The sequence below is a fragment of the Bacillus sp. ISL-51 genome, from assembly GCF_018613535.1.
GTDB lineage: Bacteria > Bacillota > Bacilli > Bacillales > Bacillaceae > Bacillus.
In genome coordinates this window covers 104,789-120,786 of the sequence record NZ_JAGGQB010000006.1, presented here as the reverse complement: position 1 = coordinate 120,786, position 15,998 = coordinate 104,789, and the positions used below count along the sequence as shown (strand labels likewise).

The following is a 15,998-nucleotide window of genomic DNA, read 5'->3' as shown; positions in this document are numbered from 1 at the left end:
TCCTAATGCTGCACAAGCTCTTTTTCTTGATTGGAATGGCGCACCCCTGCTTTTTCAGCCGGAGTGGACTTTTGGCGTTTTTTGCTGACAGACAGAATAAATTGAGAAAAAAGACCGGTCACTCCCAGCAGGATAATGGTAGCGAGTAAGATCACGAGTGCGATTTGCACGCCGTACTGCTGCATGACGCCAAGTGAATTCATCACGGAGATGCCCGACGGGACAAATAAAAATCCGATCAGTGACGTTAATGATGTTCCCAGCGTTTCTACTTGTTCAAGCTTAATCACTTTCAGACATAAGAGGACAAATAATAACACCAAACCTACGACAGAAGCGGGTATAGGAATGGGGACAATCGCTGCAATCCCATTAGATATCAGCATAATTACGGCAAAAATAAATGCTTGTGTCAAAAATCCATACACTTTTTTCGCACTCATTTTCTTCACCTCTTTCTCTTTGTTGCCTTCATTATAAAAGAGAAAAACGTGTATAAAGCGCTTTCATATTAAATGGCAGGATATTCATTCCGAAATGCAAAAAACGGCTGGTGAAATGCAGAAAGCTGCTTCATGAAATATGAAGCAGCTTCTTTAAGTCCTTTGCGTAAGTACGGCTTACGGGGATTTTCGAGCCGTCTTTCATGATGAGGTTGTACGTCGAATTAAACCACGGATGAATTTCTGTAATATGCTCTGTATTGACGATGAAGGCGCGATGCACCCTCATAAAATCCGTATCAGGCAGTTTTTTCTCAATAACCGCCAAGGCCTCATTAACAGAATAAGAGGCGGCAAAGGTTTTGACGGATACGTGCCCGTCCTCCATCCCTGTAAAAATAATATCCTTTGTATCTAAAATGACAATTGATTCACCGGCAGATACAGCGAGCTTATGAGGACCGGATGCGGCGGACTGCTCAGCGGCGGCTCCTGCCTTATCCCGCTTGACTCTTTTAAACTTTCTGATCGTCTGCCGCACCCTTTCCTCATCAAAAGGTTTTGTTAAATAATCAAGCGCATCCACTTCGAAGGCTTTTAAAGCGAATTGGTCATATGCCGTGGCGAACACAACGGCCGGCGGGTGTTTCATATTTTTCAGCCGCTTGGCGATGTCAAATCCGTTTTCTCCTGACAAATCAACGTCTAAAAACAACAAATCCGGTTTTTGATCCATCATGCTGTCAAAGGCGGATTCTATATTTTCCGCCTCGTTTATCTCACTTACCTCATTCGTCCGCTTGAGCAAGTAGGCTAATTCATCTCTTGCGAGCATTTCATCATCAACGATTAACACCTTCAGCATGTTCTTCTCCTTTACTCATCAGTTTCAAGGGCAGCTCAAATGATACTTCTGTCCCTTTTCCGACCTCACTTTTCATTTGCAGAGCGGCTTTTTGGCCGAATAAACCGATCAGCCGCTGATTTAAGTTGTAAAGCGCCGTCCCCGTCCCTTCTTTGGACGGAAACGGACGGTTTCCGAGTACAGATAACAATTCCGGTTTCACTCCCCGTCCGTTATCCGCCACCTGCATCAAGACTGACGGACCCTCGGACACCACGCGGACATTGACGGCGCAGCTGTCTTGTTTCTTTGAAAAAGCGTGGCGGAGTGCATTTTCTACAAGGATTTGCAGCACAAAAGGGGGAATTTCGATTTCCTCCAATCCGCTTTCGATATCCAGACCGATTTTATATTTCCCGGGAAAACGGGCCTGTTCTAATGATAAGTAAGCGTGCAGATGGTTCAGCTCCTTGGAAAGCGGGATTACCAGCTGTCTTGCGCCTTGCAGATTGGAACGGAAATAGACGCTGAGCTGCAGGAGAAGCTTACGGGTTTTCTCCACATCCGTGCGGCAAAGGGCAGAAATCGTGTTGATCGCATTAAACAGAAAATGCGGATTCACCTGTGCTTGGAGCGCCTTAATTTCTGCATCCTTCAGCAGCTTGCTTTGCAGCTCCGCTTCGCCAAGCTCAAGCTGGGTAGAAAACAGCATAGCCAGACCCTCAGCGAGTTCCTCCTCTACCTGGCTTAGTCCCGACGGGCTTTTAAAATACATTTTCAATGTGCCGATCGTTTTGCCGTTTGACGTGAGGGGCAAAACAATCGCCGCATGCAGCGGACAGTGGCTGTGCGTGCATTCAATTTCTTCCTTTGATGTCGCTTTCATAATATGCCCTGTTTTTATGACCCGTTTAGATAAGCCCGTAATCAGGCTTTTCGACGGGATATGGTGATCAGCACCTGCACCGACATGCGCTAGAATTTTTTCATTATCCGTAAGCGATACCGCGTCCGTCCCCGTTTGTTCGTGAATAATGGACGCTACGCTTTTACAGGAGCTTTCATTCAGCCCTTGGCGGAAAAAAGGCAGCGTCTGGTCGGCAATCATCAGCACTCTGTGGGTTTCAAGCGCTCTCGCCCGTTCTTCTTTGCGGATGATGGATTGAATGATTGAGAGAAAAATGAAGGTCCCTGATCCATTAATCAATATCATCGGGATGCCGATCATACTCACAAGCGTCCAAGCATCGGAAAACGGCTTGGCCAAAAGCAGGATAAGAAGCATTTGCAAAGATTCCATCCCGATCCCGACAAGCGCCGCCACTTTCGGTGTCGGCATCACGTAGCGTTTTCTGAAATAACGGCCGATCAAGCCGGACAAAATGCCCGCTAAAATGGAAGAGACGGCGCAACTGACAGCGGTTGCGCCTCCGAGCGATAAGCGATGGAGACCGGCCAACAAGCCGACGCCGATTCCTACATACGGCCCGCCTAAGAGACCGCCGATTTCAACACCCATAATCCGCGTATTGGCGATGGAGCCGGACGGATCAATTTGAAACACCCAGTCATTATTCATGATCATATTCCGCTGAATCTCAATTCCCGTATAGTTGCTGATAATGCTGAATAATGAAAAGATAGAAATCAGCACTGCTTTTCCTTTATAGCTTTCGGGATGCTGGAGCGCCTGTCTGAACAATTTGGTATGGGCCAAAACAAATCCCAATATCACGATAATGCCGACTCTCTCCAGCATCATAATCATTAAATGCAGCATGTCATTCACCTGTTCTTTCAAATTTTATTTTATCATGTTTCGGCATCGGAGACAGAACCGCGCATTATACCTTTTTTTGAAATCATCTGAAAACAGACCTTTAACAGGTCTTGTATCTATTGTAGAATAAACGGGAGCCTAATGGCAGAGTGTGAGAATATGAAAAAGAGGAGAAAATCATGAAAGCCGTATTTTTTGATTTGGACGATACACTGTTATGGGATGAAAAAAGCGTCAGAACAACATTTAGAGAAACGTGTTTGCAAGCGAAAAAAAAATATGGCCTTGACCTGCACACATTTGAAGCAGCGGTTCGAAAAGCCGCACGGGAATTATATATGTCATACGAAACCTATCCTTATACGGTCATGATCGGCATCAATCCGTTTGAAGGGTTATGGGCGAATTTTTCCGAACCGGTCAGCGAAGGGTTTAAAAAATTGAATCAAATTGCACCCGAGTACAGACGGAACGCATGGACAAACGGCCTGAAAAGTGTCGGCATTGACGATGCGGCTTACGGAGAATATTTGGCAGAGTTTTTTGCGGCAGAACGCCGCCAGCGCCCGTATGTATACGATGAAACATTTGCGGTGCTTGATCAGCTGAAAGGAAATTATGAACTTCTCATGCTGACAAACGGCGACCCGAGCCTGCAAAAGGAAAAGCTTGCCGGGGTGCCTGAACTTGCTCCTTACTTTAATGAAATTGTCATCTCAGGCGCTTTCGGAAAAGGAAAACCCGATGCGTCTATATTTGAACATTGCCTGGGTCTCTTGCATCTGAAAAAAGAGGAGGCCATTATGGTCGGCGATAACCTCAACACAGATATTTTAGGAGCCAAGCGGGCAGGCATCACGACTGTCTGGGTTAACCGGACAGGGAAGAAAAATGAAACGGATGTAACCCCTGATTACGTGATCGGCGATCTTCACGAGCTGTTTGCGATATTAGAGAAAAAAAATAGAGATGCATGATAAGAATAGATAAGGAGTTTACATACCTTATCTATTCTCTTTTCCGGATGCCACTTCATTAAATCTCCCCATCACTATAGTGTTATAGTATTCTCGTTTAAAATCACTTTTTGAATACCGGAATCGTCTTGATCATTGCCGCCAATTCCGTTTCCCCAAATGTCTTTCAGCACACTTCTTCCGCTTCCCCTGTCTACGTATTTGGTCTTTCCATTACCTTTCACACATGCAGCGCTGTCCGTAATCTTTTTACATGAACATCTTTTTGTCCTTTTAAAAAAACCCCATTAATATGAATGGGGTTTTTGTGGTTCACTTATTATTTTTTCGCTTCGGATACTGCTTTTTTCACAAAGTCATCCAGTGAAACGGTTTCTGATTTCTGCTCTCCGTATTTCCGGACGTTTACGGCGCCGTTTTCTGCTTCTTGGTCTCCGACTACAAGCATGTACGGTATTTTTTGCATTTGCGCTTCGCGGATCTTGTAGCCGATTTTTTCGTCACGGCTGTCAAGCTCAACGCGCAAGCCTTCGCGCTGCAGGCGTTCCTGCACTTTTTTCGCGTAGTCAAGATGCACGGCAGGCGATACCGGGATAACCTGGAACTGAACCGGGGCAAGCCATGTCGGAAGGGCGCCTTTGTGCTCTTCGATTAAGAAAGCAACGAAACGCTCCATTGTTGACACGACGCCGCGGTGAATAACGACAGGGCGGTGCTGTTTGCCGTCTTCGCCGACGTAAGTGAGATCAAAGCGTTCCGGAAGAAGGAAATCAAGCTGTACAGTTGACAATGTTTCTTCTTTGCCGATCGCTGTTTTCACTTGCACATCAAGCTTAGGTCCGTAAAATGCCGCTTCGCCTTCAGCCTCATAATAATCATGGCCGATTTCATCCATTGCGGCTTTCAGCATAGATTGCGCCTTGTTCCACATCTCATCATCATCAAAATATTTCTCCGTGTCTTCCGGATCGCGGTAAGATAAACGGAATGTGTAATCGCTCAGCCCGAAGTCTTCATATACGTCTTGAATTAAACGGACGGTGCGGATGAATTCCTCTTTAATCTGATCAGGGCGGACGAAAATGTGAGCGTCATTTAACGTCATGCCGCGCACGCGCTGAAGCCCTGACAGAGCACCTGACATTTCATAGCGGTGCATCGTTCCGAGCTCGGCGATGCGGATCGGAAGCTCGCGGTAACTGTGAATGTCTTGTTTGTAAATCATCATATGATGCGGGCAGTTCATCGGACGAAGCACAAGTGTTTCGTTGTCCATTTCCATCGGAGGGAACATGCCGTCCTGATAATGCTCCCAGTGCCCTGATGTTTCGTACAGATCCTTGCTTCCAAGCACAGGTGTATACACGTGCTCATAGCCGAGGCTCAGCTCTTTATCCACGATGTAACGCTCGATGACACGGCGGATAGTCGCGCCTTTTGGCAGCCAAAGCGGAAGCCCTTGTCCGACTTTTTGAGAGTTGGCGAACAATTTTAATTCTTTGCCGAGTTTTCTGTGGTCGCGCTCTTTCGCTTCCTCAAGCATACGCAAATGCTCTTTCAGGTCATCCTTTTTGAAGAATGCCGTTCCGTAGATGCGCTGAAGCATTTGATTCTTGCTGTCGCCGCGCCAGTACGCGCCTGCAAGGCTTAACAGCTTGAATTCTTTAATTTTTCCTGTGGACGGAACATGCACGCCGCGGCACAGGTCAAAAAATTCGCCCTGCTCATAAATGGTAACGGTTTCGTCCTCCGGAATGGCGTCAAGCAGTTCAAGCTTCAGATTATCGCCGATTTCCGCAAACATTGCTTTCGCTTCGTCACGGCTCACTTCTTTTCTGATGATCGGAAGATTTTCGCCCACGATGCGTTTCATTTCTTTTTCAATCTTCGGAAGGTCATCCGGTGTCAGCGCCTGCTCCATTTCAATGTCATAATAAAATCCGTTTTCAATGACGGGGCCGACCCCGAATTTTACATCTTTGTAAATGCGTTTAATCGCCTGGGCCAATAAGTGAGCCGTGCTGTGGCGCATGATGCTCAAGCCTTCTTCTGTACCTTCTGTAATAATTTCTACGGCACCGTCCTCATTGATCGGCGTTCTCAAATCAATTTCTTGTCCGTTCAGTTTACCGGCTAAAGACTTTTTCTTTAATCCCGGACTGATGGATGCCGCGATATCTTCTGTTGTCGTTCCTTTCGGAAACTCCTTTACCGCTCCGTCCGGAAATGTGATGTTGATCATATCTGACATCTTCGTCACTCCTTTTTTATGCATATCAAAAACCCCGCCCCCTATGAAAGGGACGAGGTTGAATAAACGGAATCGTGGTTCCACCCTTTTTTCCGCGAGGCCGTCGTTCCGGCACTTGCGGCTCTAAACTCTGTAACGGGAGTTCCCGTCAGCTATTACTGGCGCTTTAGTCCGGCGTTCACAGCTGAAGTTCAAAGGCGGTAAAGTCAATGATCCATAGCTGGAAAGCTTTCAGCCTGGGCTTTCCTCTCTTTTCAAGCCGGTATCAATGCTTCATGTCCTTATCAATACGTGTAGCAATCATTAATCTGATATGTATTATAAAATGTCCTGCAGAAAAATGCAACTCGGTTTCTGTTTATTTTCGCACAGACAGTCCTGCCTTTTTTTGCAAGGCCGTCCGTGCGGCTACCCTTCCATCTTCTCTTTCGCAAACTCGTCCAGCGGAAAAAGGCGGACACGTTCCTGAAAAACGTTTTGGATTGTTCTTGCCATGATGTGCTCCGGCCGGTCCGTATAGAGCTCTACCGTTTCCGGCGCAATGGAAATCAGCGGCGCAAGCAGATGGGAATCTATATACATCGGATGCTCCCGCACAAACCGTCTGTCTATGTATTTTTTTTGTTCCCGTTCTGAAACAAAGCGCATTTCCCAAAGCGTAAATGATCGGTCATGAACGATATGGACTTTTTTCATCCGCGGCGGATTTGACGTAACGTAATCTCTCAATGATTGAATAAAATTTTGGTACTCCTGCTCCATCTGGTATTCATCTATCGCAGCCTCCGCGTATTCCCTGAGCCGTTCATAGTACGCGCCGAGCCGAAACGTCTGAAACGAACGCACGGAAAAAACGCCGCTTTCCAAAGAAATCGTTTGAAGCGCTTCTAAAATAAACTGCTTGCGCGGCAGCTTTTTCGGCTCAAACGGATGATCATCAAGATCGCCCTCCATAATGCTGTGTGCAAGCTGAAGGATTTGCTGCTGTTCATCTTGATCCGTGAAGCAGTAGTTTCCTTCAATTAGTGAAAGCATATGCTCGTCTTCTTTACATTCCAAAAAAAACCTGACCAGGATCGGCTCAATAAAGCGCTGAACGGAATAAGTCGGTTCAGCCCTTTCAATTCCGACTTTTTTTATGCCTTCACGGACAATAAAATGTCTCCGGTCGTCCGATTGCTGAATGAGATGTAAAAAAGCGGCGGTATCGTGGTCATCTTCAAAGGTCACTTCAAGCATATTTGTCCCCCCTTACGGCATCTGTTACAAGTATATGGGGGATGCTTTTAAAATAGACGTAAAGGTTAGCTTTGACCGCCGAACAAATGGCGCACCTTCTTTTTAAAGATAATCGGAAGGGATAAAAAAACGATGTACAGGCAGATCACGCTGAACACTGTGAGCGCATTTCCAGACATAAAGCTCGCGCCGAGCACGTTCAGAACAATCGTCCCCGGAATGATGCCCGCCGCGGTCGCCAAAAAGTACGTCATCGGCCTGACCCGGGAAAGGCCTGCGGCGTAGCTGATCACATCGAAATTAATCGGTAAGATGCGGAGGATGAAAATGTAAAAAAAGCCGTTGTTTTTCATCTGCTTTTGAATGGTTTCCATTTTTCCGTGGCGGCTCTCTTGCTTAAACGAAAACATGCCCGCCGCTAAAAAAGACACAGCGGCAGCCCCCATTGAGCCTGCCAGCGTATACATCGAGCCAAAAAGCGGGCCGAACGCCAACCCTCCGGCTATTGAAACAACTGAAACAGGAAACAGCACAAAAGGCCTGACAACAGAAATCCCGATAAAAACAAGCGGCGCAAAGACACCGAACGATAACACCCAGAGCCGGATGTCCTTAGGCGACAAATTCAGGTATTTACGGTTTGCCCAAAACAAAAGTCCCGCTCCCGCTGCAATCGCAGCCCATGTGACAGCCTTTTTATTCCTCATTCCTTCAAATCCTTCCCCTTGTCGCGCCAGCCCCTATGATTGGCGGCGGTTTTCTCCGTCCAGGCGGATCGGCGAAGCCAAATATAAAATCCGCTCCATCAGTCTTGCCGCCTTTACTTCTTCCTTTTCCCCCCGCTGCGAATACGTAAAATGATGCTTTAATTCGTCAGGTGAAAAATTGGACGAGAAGAACGTAGGCAGCTGCTGGCTCATTCGGTGCTGAAGCACGGTGCCGATGACTTCGTCTCTGACCCAGCTTGTCATTGATTCCGCTCCGATATCATCAAGCATAAGAACCGGCGTTGTTTTCACCATATTCAGTTTCTCTTCCAATGACTTGTCTTGGAGCGAGTTTTTCAGCTCCCTGACAAACTCGGGCACATACACGATCATAGACGAATAATCTTTCTCCGCCAGTTCATTGGCGATGGCGGCTAAAATAAACGTTTTTCCGATTCCGAATTTCCCGTACAGGTAAAGCGCCTTGCCTTTGCCCGTTTCATTATAGCTCTTCAGAAAATCCGTTACATGCTGGAACATGCTGAGTCTGCTAGGATCGTTAATGTCAATTTGCTGGAAGGTGGCGCCGAGCAGATCCTTCTGAATATACATGCTCTTCATGAGTGACTGCTGTTTTTTCTGCCGGTCGAGCTTTCTCTTTTCCGGACATTCATAATATTCGATATCAATAGAACGCCCGTTTATGACGAGCTTTGGATGATAGCCATCCAGCAGGTTGTTCGTTTGGTTGTCTTCCGAGCAAAAGGCGCATTGCTTGCTTTGCTGAACGAATTCATACAGTTTGTTTAAGCTTCTTTCAATCATGCTTTGGTCGATAACGTCTTGCTGCTCCTTCAAAAAAGCTTGGACGTCTTTGTCAGCCATAACGTGCTGCTGCATTCGTTCCAGGCGTTTTTGGAAGTCAGGCCTCTTTGTGACCCCTTCAAGGGAACGGCTGATCGGTTCCATTCATCATCACCCCGCTTCTCTGTCTTAATAGGCAGAGTATTTTTTCAGTTTTTTCATTTCTTCCATCATCTTTTTCTTTTGCTCTTCGAGATCCTCTGCGGAAAGAAGCGGCTTATCCGCTTTCTTTCCGGCCTCTTCTTCTTTCAGCCAATCAGGGCGTTTTTCTTCCCGGACGGTTTTTTTGTTTTGCGCCGTCCGGTTTGTCTTGCCTTCAGCCCAGTCGAGATATTGCCTATGCTCTTCAATGGCGAGCTTCATCGCTTCTCTGACGGTTTTTACCTTTTTTCTGGCCCAGTGGGAAGCGATTTTTTGTATATAGTTTTTGGACAGTTTCATATCCGTCTTAAGCATTACATAATAAATCAGCACATTGGTGACGCCCGGTTCAAGCTTCTGCTCAAACATAATATCGGCTATGATTTTAAGATCGGCTTTAGAGGGCTCGGTGCCGTCGGCAATGTCTTGCAAAAGCTTTCTCGGCGAGATGGTCTCAAGCTGCGCAATAAGCTTGGCATCCAATGAGTCCCCGCTATCCTTTTCGCCGTTTTCCCTCAGGCTGACAGGCTGCGTTTTATCAATTAAGTCCGGAAGCTGTCCGTTCCGTTCTATTTGGTACCAGTCGCTTGCCGCTCTTCTTAGCGCTTCAACCGTAATGGCGTCTTGCTCATTAATTGCGGTCATGGCGACATGCTGCATAGAGATAGGATCAATTCCATATAAATACGACAGCTTTTTAATGCATTCCCGTACATCTTGTGTGATCGCTTTACGCGGTATCATCGTTTCTGACAGTCCCGCCAAAAACAGCTCAAAGTCAAAGACTTCCTCCGTCACCGTATAAGAGGGCGCTTGTCCGACAGACGCCAACTCAGAGCCCTCGGCCAATTCCATCGTTTCCTCCATATCCGGTGTAAGTTTCCATTCACTCGGCTGAAAAGATTCAAAGGTATGATTAAACGGACGTGTAATCTCCTTTGCGTCACTGCTGACAGACGGATGTGTGTAAAATTGTCTCAGCTGCTGGTATTTCGTTTTACCGACTCTATTATAAAGAAAGACATTCAGCATGCCGTCTTCAAAAAATTCATTCGGCCTGAGCGGCGGCAGAAGCTCATAGATAAACTTCCGCTCCTCTTGTTCGGATTCCCGGATATACACTTTTAATAAACCGATTCCTTCAAGCTTCCCCTGTTCATGGTGAATCTTTTTTAAATTCGACTGCGTCATTCCCATCAGCTGCCTGTGTGTGGATTCTGTGCCCCACAGGCGGTTTTGCTCAAGCTCTCCCCATAATGTCATATAAAGAGAGAATGCAAAAGAACCGATCAGCGGCTGATACAGCTGTGTCAAAATTTGTCTGTCAATATCCTGAAGAAGCGAACGGCTTTTAACCGTATAAGGGTCTACAGGCAATACGTCTTTCCAATAGTCAGCCATGATTCTCAAACCTTCCGATATGTTTCTACTCTCATTTTACACCGTTTCTCTTATCTATCACAAATGCCAATTTTGCTCATGAGAAAAGAGCCAGAAAATTCTCTTAGCTCTTTAGCGTTCTTTCTTTATTAAATCTTTCAGTTCGTCGATAAACACGTTTATGTCTTTAAACTGGCGGTAAACCGATGCGAAACGGACATATGCCACCTCGTCAATCTCCGCCAGACGGTCCATCACCATTTCTCCGACGAACTCGCTTTTGACTTCGGCTATGCCTTGATTTCTTAATTCTTTTTCAATGTCAAAGCACATATCTTCAAGTGTTTTCAAAGGAACGGGCCTTTTTTCACAAGCTTTGAATAACCCGCGGAGCATTTTTTCACGGCTGAATTCTTCCCGCACGCCTTCTTTTTTGACGACGACAAGCGGCATCTCTTCGACCTTCTCAAATGTGGTGAAGCGATAATGGCAGGCTTCGCATTCCCGCCTTCTGCGGATAGATTTCCCTTCGTCCGCAGGCCGTGAATCAAGTACGCGGGAACCGTTATGCTGGCATGAAGGACATTTCAAATAGATCAGCTCCCATCTGTTTCGTTGCTGTAATGCGGTTCGCAAGCTTCCGGTAAATGCCCGCCAACGTTTCTAGGATGAGCCTAATGTGTTGGGAGAGCCGATAGACCGGCCTTATCTCTTTCTATTTTACAAAAAAAATGCATAAAGAAAAAGTGATGCTGTTTTTTACATTAGAAAAGGAGCATCAGCCTCAAAGCGCGTTACGGCTTTTTTAGCTTAGCTCCCTTGTTTTTGCGTTTTGAAATTACAGTACTTTCGCTTGTGCCTGTTTAATCTGCACAGGCCCCATTCCTCTCGGTATTTCAATGTTTTCTCTTGTATCAGCATGTAATGCCTCCGCAATGTAGTCAGCAGCGACATTAGGATCTAAGTCTCCACAAGTATAAACATCAACGCTTGCATAACCGTGTTCAGGAAAACTGTGAATCGTTAAATGTGACTCAGAAATAATAACGACTCCGCTTACGCCTTGCGGTGCGAACTTGTGAAATGCAACCTCGCGCACTTCAGCTCCTGATTTCAGAGCAGCATTTACAAACGTTTTTTCAATAAAATCCATGTCATTCAGCTTATCAAAATCGCATCCCCACAGCTCGGAGATGACGTGACGCCCCATTGTTTCCATAATCATGGACCCCCCTTAACAAGAATTAAAAAGTGAATTTCCGAGAACTGACCCGGCTATTTACCACGGGGGAAAGTTAGTCCGGAGAGGTCCTAACCCTTTAAGTAATTCCGAAGCAGTCACGAGCAAGAAGTTCACGAAAGATAGTATACTGTGTTTAAGTTTATTTTGCAAGGTGCGTTTTTTTGCAAATATGCCGTTAAGGGTTTTTTTCTAACAAATGTCCATGACCTTTATTTTACACAGCGGACGGATGTTTCATTCGTACGGCGACATGCCTGATGAGATCAACGACCCGGCAGGAGTATCCCCACTCATTATCATACCAGGCGAGAACCTTTACTTTTCGGTCTTCCATCACCATTGTTGTCAGCCCGTCAATAATGGCTGAATGGGAATTTGTATTGTAGTCCGAAGAAACGAGAGGCTCATCAGAATAATCGAGAATGCCGTACATTGATGTTTTTGCCGCTCTTTGAAAAGCGTCATTTACCTGTTCTGCCGTCACATCGGTTTTCAGATCGCAGACAAGATCAACTAATGACACATTAGGAACCGGAACACGCAAAGCAAGACCGTGAAGCTTCCCCTTCAAATGAGGCAGCACAAGCGACAGCGCTTTGGCAGCGCCGGTTGATGTCGGAATGATGGACTCTCCGCAAGCTCTCGCACGCCGCAGGTCTTTATGCGGATTGTCGATATTTTTTTGGTCATTCGTATACGCATGCACAGTCGTCATCAGACCGCTTTCAATCCCGAATTCATGATCAAGCACTTTGACCACTGGAGCGAGGCAGTTTGTTGTACAGGAAGCATTTGAAATGATCACATGTTCCTCAGGATTAAATTGCTCTTCATTGACCCCCATTACAATGGTAACGTCTTCATTTTTACCCGGCGCTGTTAAAATGACCTTTTTTGCGCCTGCTTCAATGTGGCTCATCGCTTTTTCTTTTGAGTTAAATTTCCCTGTCGCTTCTACGACGATGTCAATCGCATATTCTTTCCACGGGAGCTCTCTCGGATCTCTTTGATTAAACAGCATGATTTTGTGCCCGTTGACAATGAGGCTGTCTTCCGCTGCTTCAACATCTTGATCGTATCGTCCGTGAATTGTGTCATACTTTATTAAATGAGCAAGCGTTTCCGGGGGATAGCTTGCATTAATGGCTGCTATTTGTATTTGATCATCTTCCATTGCTTTTCTGAACACCATTCTTCCGATTCTTCCAAACCCGTTGATTGCTACTTTTACCTTCATGCTCAGGTCACCCCTCTTTAATATGTCACTCTAATTTTACTTTTATTTATATATAGTATAACACATTAAAAGAAATCCGCCAGTACAACTTAATAAAAATCCACCCTTATACCGATCAATATGTTGTTCAATCGGTTTTTTTGCATATAAAATGGTATTTCTTCGATAAAAAAAGCAGGATCAGCGTCTTATGCTGCCTGCTTTTTTCTTATATTTGCCCCGGTTCCTTGAATTTTTCATTTAAAATGCTGTCTTGCAAGACTGCGGACGGTTCGCCGTATCGTTTGGCAATATGCATCGCGCCCCAGTCGCAAAGCGCATTTAAAATGCCTTCCAGGCTCCAGCCGTATTCGCTCAGCTCATACTCCACTTTAGGGGGCACCTGATTATATACAATACGGTTGATGACGCCGTCTGCTTCCAATTCGCGCAATTGCTGCGTCAGCATTTTTTGGGTGATATCGGGCATAAGCCGTTTCAGTTCACTCGTCCGTTTTTTGCCGTGGGTAAGGTGGCAGAGAATCACACATTTCCATTTCCCGCCGATCACTTCAAGCGTCGCCTCAACGGATATATTGTATTTTTTCTTCAGCATCAGCTTTTCCTCCTCATTTGCAGGAACTAAAAAGTGCCTATAGCACTTAAAAGTACGTTCTTTTCATTCACTGCACTATCGATCATAATGACATTTGCCGGCCGAAAAGGATTGTACTCTTATACTTATATCGTTTCCCCGGCAGGATTTCAATCATACACCATCGTCTAAAGGAGGAAAATACATGTCTTCTCACCATAAAAGCCATTTGCCCGCGCTGCTGGCTTTGGCGGTAAGCGCATTTGCCATCGGCACGACTGAATTTATCAGCGTCGGGCTGCTGCCGCTTATTTCTCACGATTTGCACATTCCTGTAACAACTGCAGGGCTGACCGTTTCAATGTATGCGCTCGGCGTTACATTCGGGGCGCCTGTTTTGACTTCTCTCACATCCGGCATGTCGCGGAAAACGCTGCTGCTCTGGGTGATGTTTATTTTTATCGCCGGCAATTCTCTGGCAGCCGGGGCTTCTTCGATCGGCGTTTTATTAGCGGCGCGCGTCATTTCGGCATTCTCCCATGGGATTTTTATGTCTATCGGCTCAACGATCGCTGCGGATATCGTGCCGGAACATAAGAGAGCAAGCGCCATCTCCATTATGTTTACAGGGCTTACCGTGGCTACGGTCACAGGCGTTCCGTTCGGCACATACCTCGGCCAGCAATTTGGCTGGAGAACTGCTTTTGCCGTCATTATCGCGGTCGGCGTTATCGCCTTTATCACAAATGCTTTGCTCGTTCCGTCACATTTACGCAAAGGAACTAAAACTGCGTTCAGCGAACAGGTGAAGCTCGTCACGAACAGCCGATTACTGCTTTTATTTATCATTACAGCATTAGGTTACGGCGGAACATTTGTCGTATTTACTTATTTATCTCCGCTGCTTCAGGAAGTAACGGGTTTTCAGAAAGAAACCGTCGCGGCCATTTTGCTTATTTACGGAATCGCGATTGCGATCGGAAACATGATCGGCGGCAGATTGTCCAATCGAAATCCGCTGAAAGCATTGTTTTACATGTTTATCATTCAAGCGGCCGTTCTACTCGCCTTAACATTTACAGCGCCTTTTAAGACAGCAGGGCTTATCACCATTATTTTTATGGGTCTCTTAGCGTTTATGAATGTGCCGGGTCTTCAAGTGTATGTTGTTATGCTGAGTGAACGGTTTGCGCCAAGCGCCGTTGATACAGCGTCCGCGTTAAATATTGCCGCGTTTAATGCGGGGATTGCGATCGGGTCCTTTGTCGGCGGCGTGATCACAGACTCAATCGGACTCATCCACACCGCATGGATCGGAGCGCTGATGGTGTTCGGGGCGGTTATACTGACCGGATGGAGCCGTCTGCTGGAGAAACAGGACAGAAGCATTCCTGAAGGGAGGTGATTTTTTCACGCAGCTTTTTTGATTTCACATCACATACAATAGGAGGAATATATAAATGACAACACATTTACAAGCAGCAGCAACATTGCATAACGGAACAAAAATGCCGTGGTTCGGCCTCGGAGTCTTTCAAGTAGAGGAAGGTGCGGAACTCGTCAATGCGGTTAAAACCGCACTCGTGCACGGCTACCGCAGCGTCGATACTGCGGCCATTTACGGAAATGAAGAAGGTGTCGGCGAAGGCCTCCGCCAAGGGCTGAAAGAAGCAGGTTTGAAACGTGAAGATGTCTTCGTCACATCAAAGGTGTGGAATGCCGATTTAGGATACGAAGAAACATTAAAGGCCTTTGACACAAGTTTAGAAAAGCTCGGCTTAGACTATTTAGATTTATATTTAATTCATTGGCCTGTAGAAGGGAAGTACATTGATGCGTGGAGAGCGCTTGAAACCCTTTATCAAGAAGGCCGTGTCAAAGCGATCGGCGTCAGCAATTTCCACATTCACCATCTTGAAGAACTCATGAAGCATGCGGAAATCAAACCGATGGTCAACCAAGTGGAGTTCCACCCGCGTTTGACGCAGAAAGACCTTCACGCCTTCTGCTCTGAACAGGGCATTCAGCTTGAAGCGTGGTCACCGTTAATGCAGGGCCGATTACTTGAAGATCCGGTTTTGCAGGACATCTCTCAATCTTATGGCAAATCAACAGCACAAATCATTTTGCGCTGGGATTTACAAAATAGTGTGATCACGATCCCGAAATCAACAAAAAAACACCGTATTCAAGAAAACGCAGATATCTTTGATTTCGAACTGTCAGTTGAAGATATGAAACGGATTAATGAGCTTAATGAAAATATGCGCGTCGGCCCGGACCCTGACAATTTCGATTTTTAAACGGCAAAACCACCG

The 15,998-nt window shown here is 46.1% G+C and carries 15 protein-coding genes; 3 read left to right on the top strand and 12 right to left on the bottom strand.

The features are described 5' to 3' along the window. Positions 1-2 precede the first annotated feature (2 nt). The 3 genes from lrgA to J7E26_RS09225 all read right to left on the bottom strand — a co-directional run bounded on the left by lrgA (position 3) and on the right by J7E26_RS09225 (position 3,067). Positions 3-443 (bottom strand): antiholin-like murein hydrolase modulator LrgA, encoded by a 441-nt coding sequence (gene lrgA / locus J7E26_RS09235; RefSeq protein WP_214813296.1) that lies wholly within the window; start codon positions 441-443, stop codon positions 3-5. Positions 444-573: 130 nt separating this feature from the next. Beyond that, positions 574-1,308 carry a LytR/AlgR family response regulator transcription factor gene (locus tag J7E26_RS09230; protein ID WP_214813283.1) on the bottom strand — a complete coding sequence of 245 codons (735 nt, stop codon included), beginning with the start codon at positions 1,306-1,308 and terminating at the stop codon, positions 574-576. Continuing rightward, a complete protein-coding gene (locus J7E26_RS09225; RefSeq protein ID WP_214813279.1) occupies positions 1,286-3,067 on the bottom strand; it encodes a sensor histidine kinase in 1,782 nt (593 codons plus the stop codon). The genes J7E26_RS09230 and J7E26_RS09225 overlap by 23 nt, the downstream gene beginning before the upstream one ends. A gap of 179 nt (positions 3,068-3,246) precedes the next feature. On the opposite strand from J7E26_RS09225, the gene J7E26_RS09220 reads away from it, so the two are divergent. Further along, positions 3,247-4,044 carry an HAD family hydrolase gene (locus J7E26_RS09220; RefSeq protein ID WP_214813276.1) on the top strand — a complete coding sequence of 266 codons (798 nt, stop codon included), beginning with the start codon at positions 3,247-3,249 and terminating at the stop codon, positions 4,042-4,044. A gap of 319 nt (positions 4,045-4,363) precedes the next feature. Here J7E26_RS09220 and thrS read toward each other — a convergent pair whose 3' ends face one another. The 9 genes from thrS to J7E26_RS09175 form a co-directional block, all read right to left on the bottom strand. Beyond that, positions 4,364-6,295 carry a threonine--tRNA ligase gene (thrS, locus tag J7E26_RS09215; protein WP_214804034.1) on the bottom strand — a complete coding sequence of 644 codons (1,932 nt, stop codon included), beginning with the start codon at positions 6,293-6,295 and terminating at the stop codon, positions 4,364-4,366. Between the two features lie 408 nt (positions 6,296-6,703). After that, entirely contained in the window at positions 6,704-7,534 is an 831-nt protein-coding gene (ytxC, locus tag J7E26_RS09210; RefSeq protein ID WP_214813273.1) for a putative sporulation protein YtxC, read from the bottom strand. A gap of 65 nt (positions 7,535-7,599) precedes the next feature. Next, a complete protein-coding gene (locus J7E26_RS09205; protein WP_214813270.1) occupies positions 7,600-8,241 on the bottom strand; it encodes a TVP38/TMEM64 family protein in 642 nt (213 codons plus the stop codon). Between the two features lie 33 nt (positions 8,242-8,274). After that, positions 8,275-9,210, bottom strand: a complete 936-nt coding sequence (dnaI, locus tag J7E26_RS09200; RefSeq protein ID WP_214813268.1) for a primosomal protein DnaI — start codon at positions 9,208-9,210, stop codon at positions 8,275-8,277. 24 nt (positions 9,211-9,234) lie between these two features. Then, positions 9,235-10,647 carry a replicative helicase loading/DNA remodeling protein DnaB gene (gene dnaB / locus J7E26_RS09195; RefSeq protein WP_214804030.1) on the bottom strand — a complete coding sequence of 471 codons (1,413 nt, stop codon included), beginning with the start codon at positions 10,645-10,647 and terminating at the stop codon, positions 9,235-9,237. A gap of 111 nt (positions 10,648-10,758) precedes the next feature. Continuing rightward, complete coding sequence (gene nrdR, locus J7E26_RS09190; RefSeq protein WP_214813266.1) at positions 10,759-11,217, bottom strand: transcriptional regulator NrdR; 459 nt, start codon at positions 11,215-11,217, stop codon at positions 10,759-10,761. A gap of 247 nt (positions 11,218-11,464) precedes the next feature. After that, positions 11,465-11,845, bottom strand: a complete 381-nt coding sequence (gene speD, locus J7E26_RS09185; RefSeq protein WP_214813317.1) for an adenosylmethionine decarboxylase — start codon at positions 11,843-11,845, stop codon at positions 11,465-11,467. Positions 11,846-12,083: 238 nt separating this feature from the next. After that, complete coding sequence (locus J7E26_RS09180) at positions 12,084-13,106, bottom strand: glyceraldehyde-3-phosphate dehydrogenase (RefSeq protein WP_214804028.1); 1,023 nt, start codon at positions 13,104-13,106, stop codon at positions 12,084-12,086. A 208-nt stretch (positions 13,107-13,314) separates the two neighbouring features. Further along, positions 13,315-13,701, bottom strand: a complete 387-nt coding sequence (locus J7E26_RS09175) for a winged helix-turn-helix transcriptional regulator (protein ID WP_214804027.1) — start codon at positions 13,699-13,701, stop codon at positions 13,315-13,317. Between the two features lie 184 nt (positions 13,702-13,885). Between J7E26_RS09175 and J7E26_RS09170 the strand changes: the two genes are divergently transcribed. After that, the gene (locus J7E26_RS09170; RefSeq protein ID WP_214804026.1) at positions 13,886-15,085 is read left to right on the top strand and encodes an MFS transporter; all 1,200 of its coding nucleotides are present in this window, start codon (positions 13,886-13,888) and stop codon (positions 15,083-15,085) included. 55 nt (positions 15,086-15,140) lie between these two features. Then, a complete protein-coding gene (locus tag J7E26_RS09165) occupies positions 15,141-15,983 on the top strand; it encodes an aldo/keto reductase (protein WP_214813264.1) in 843 nt (280 codons plus the stop codon). The last annotated feature ends 15 nt before the right edge of the window (positions 15,984-15,998 follow it).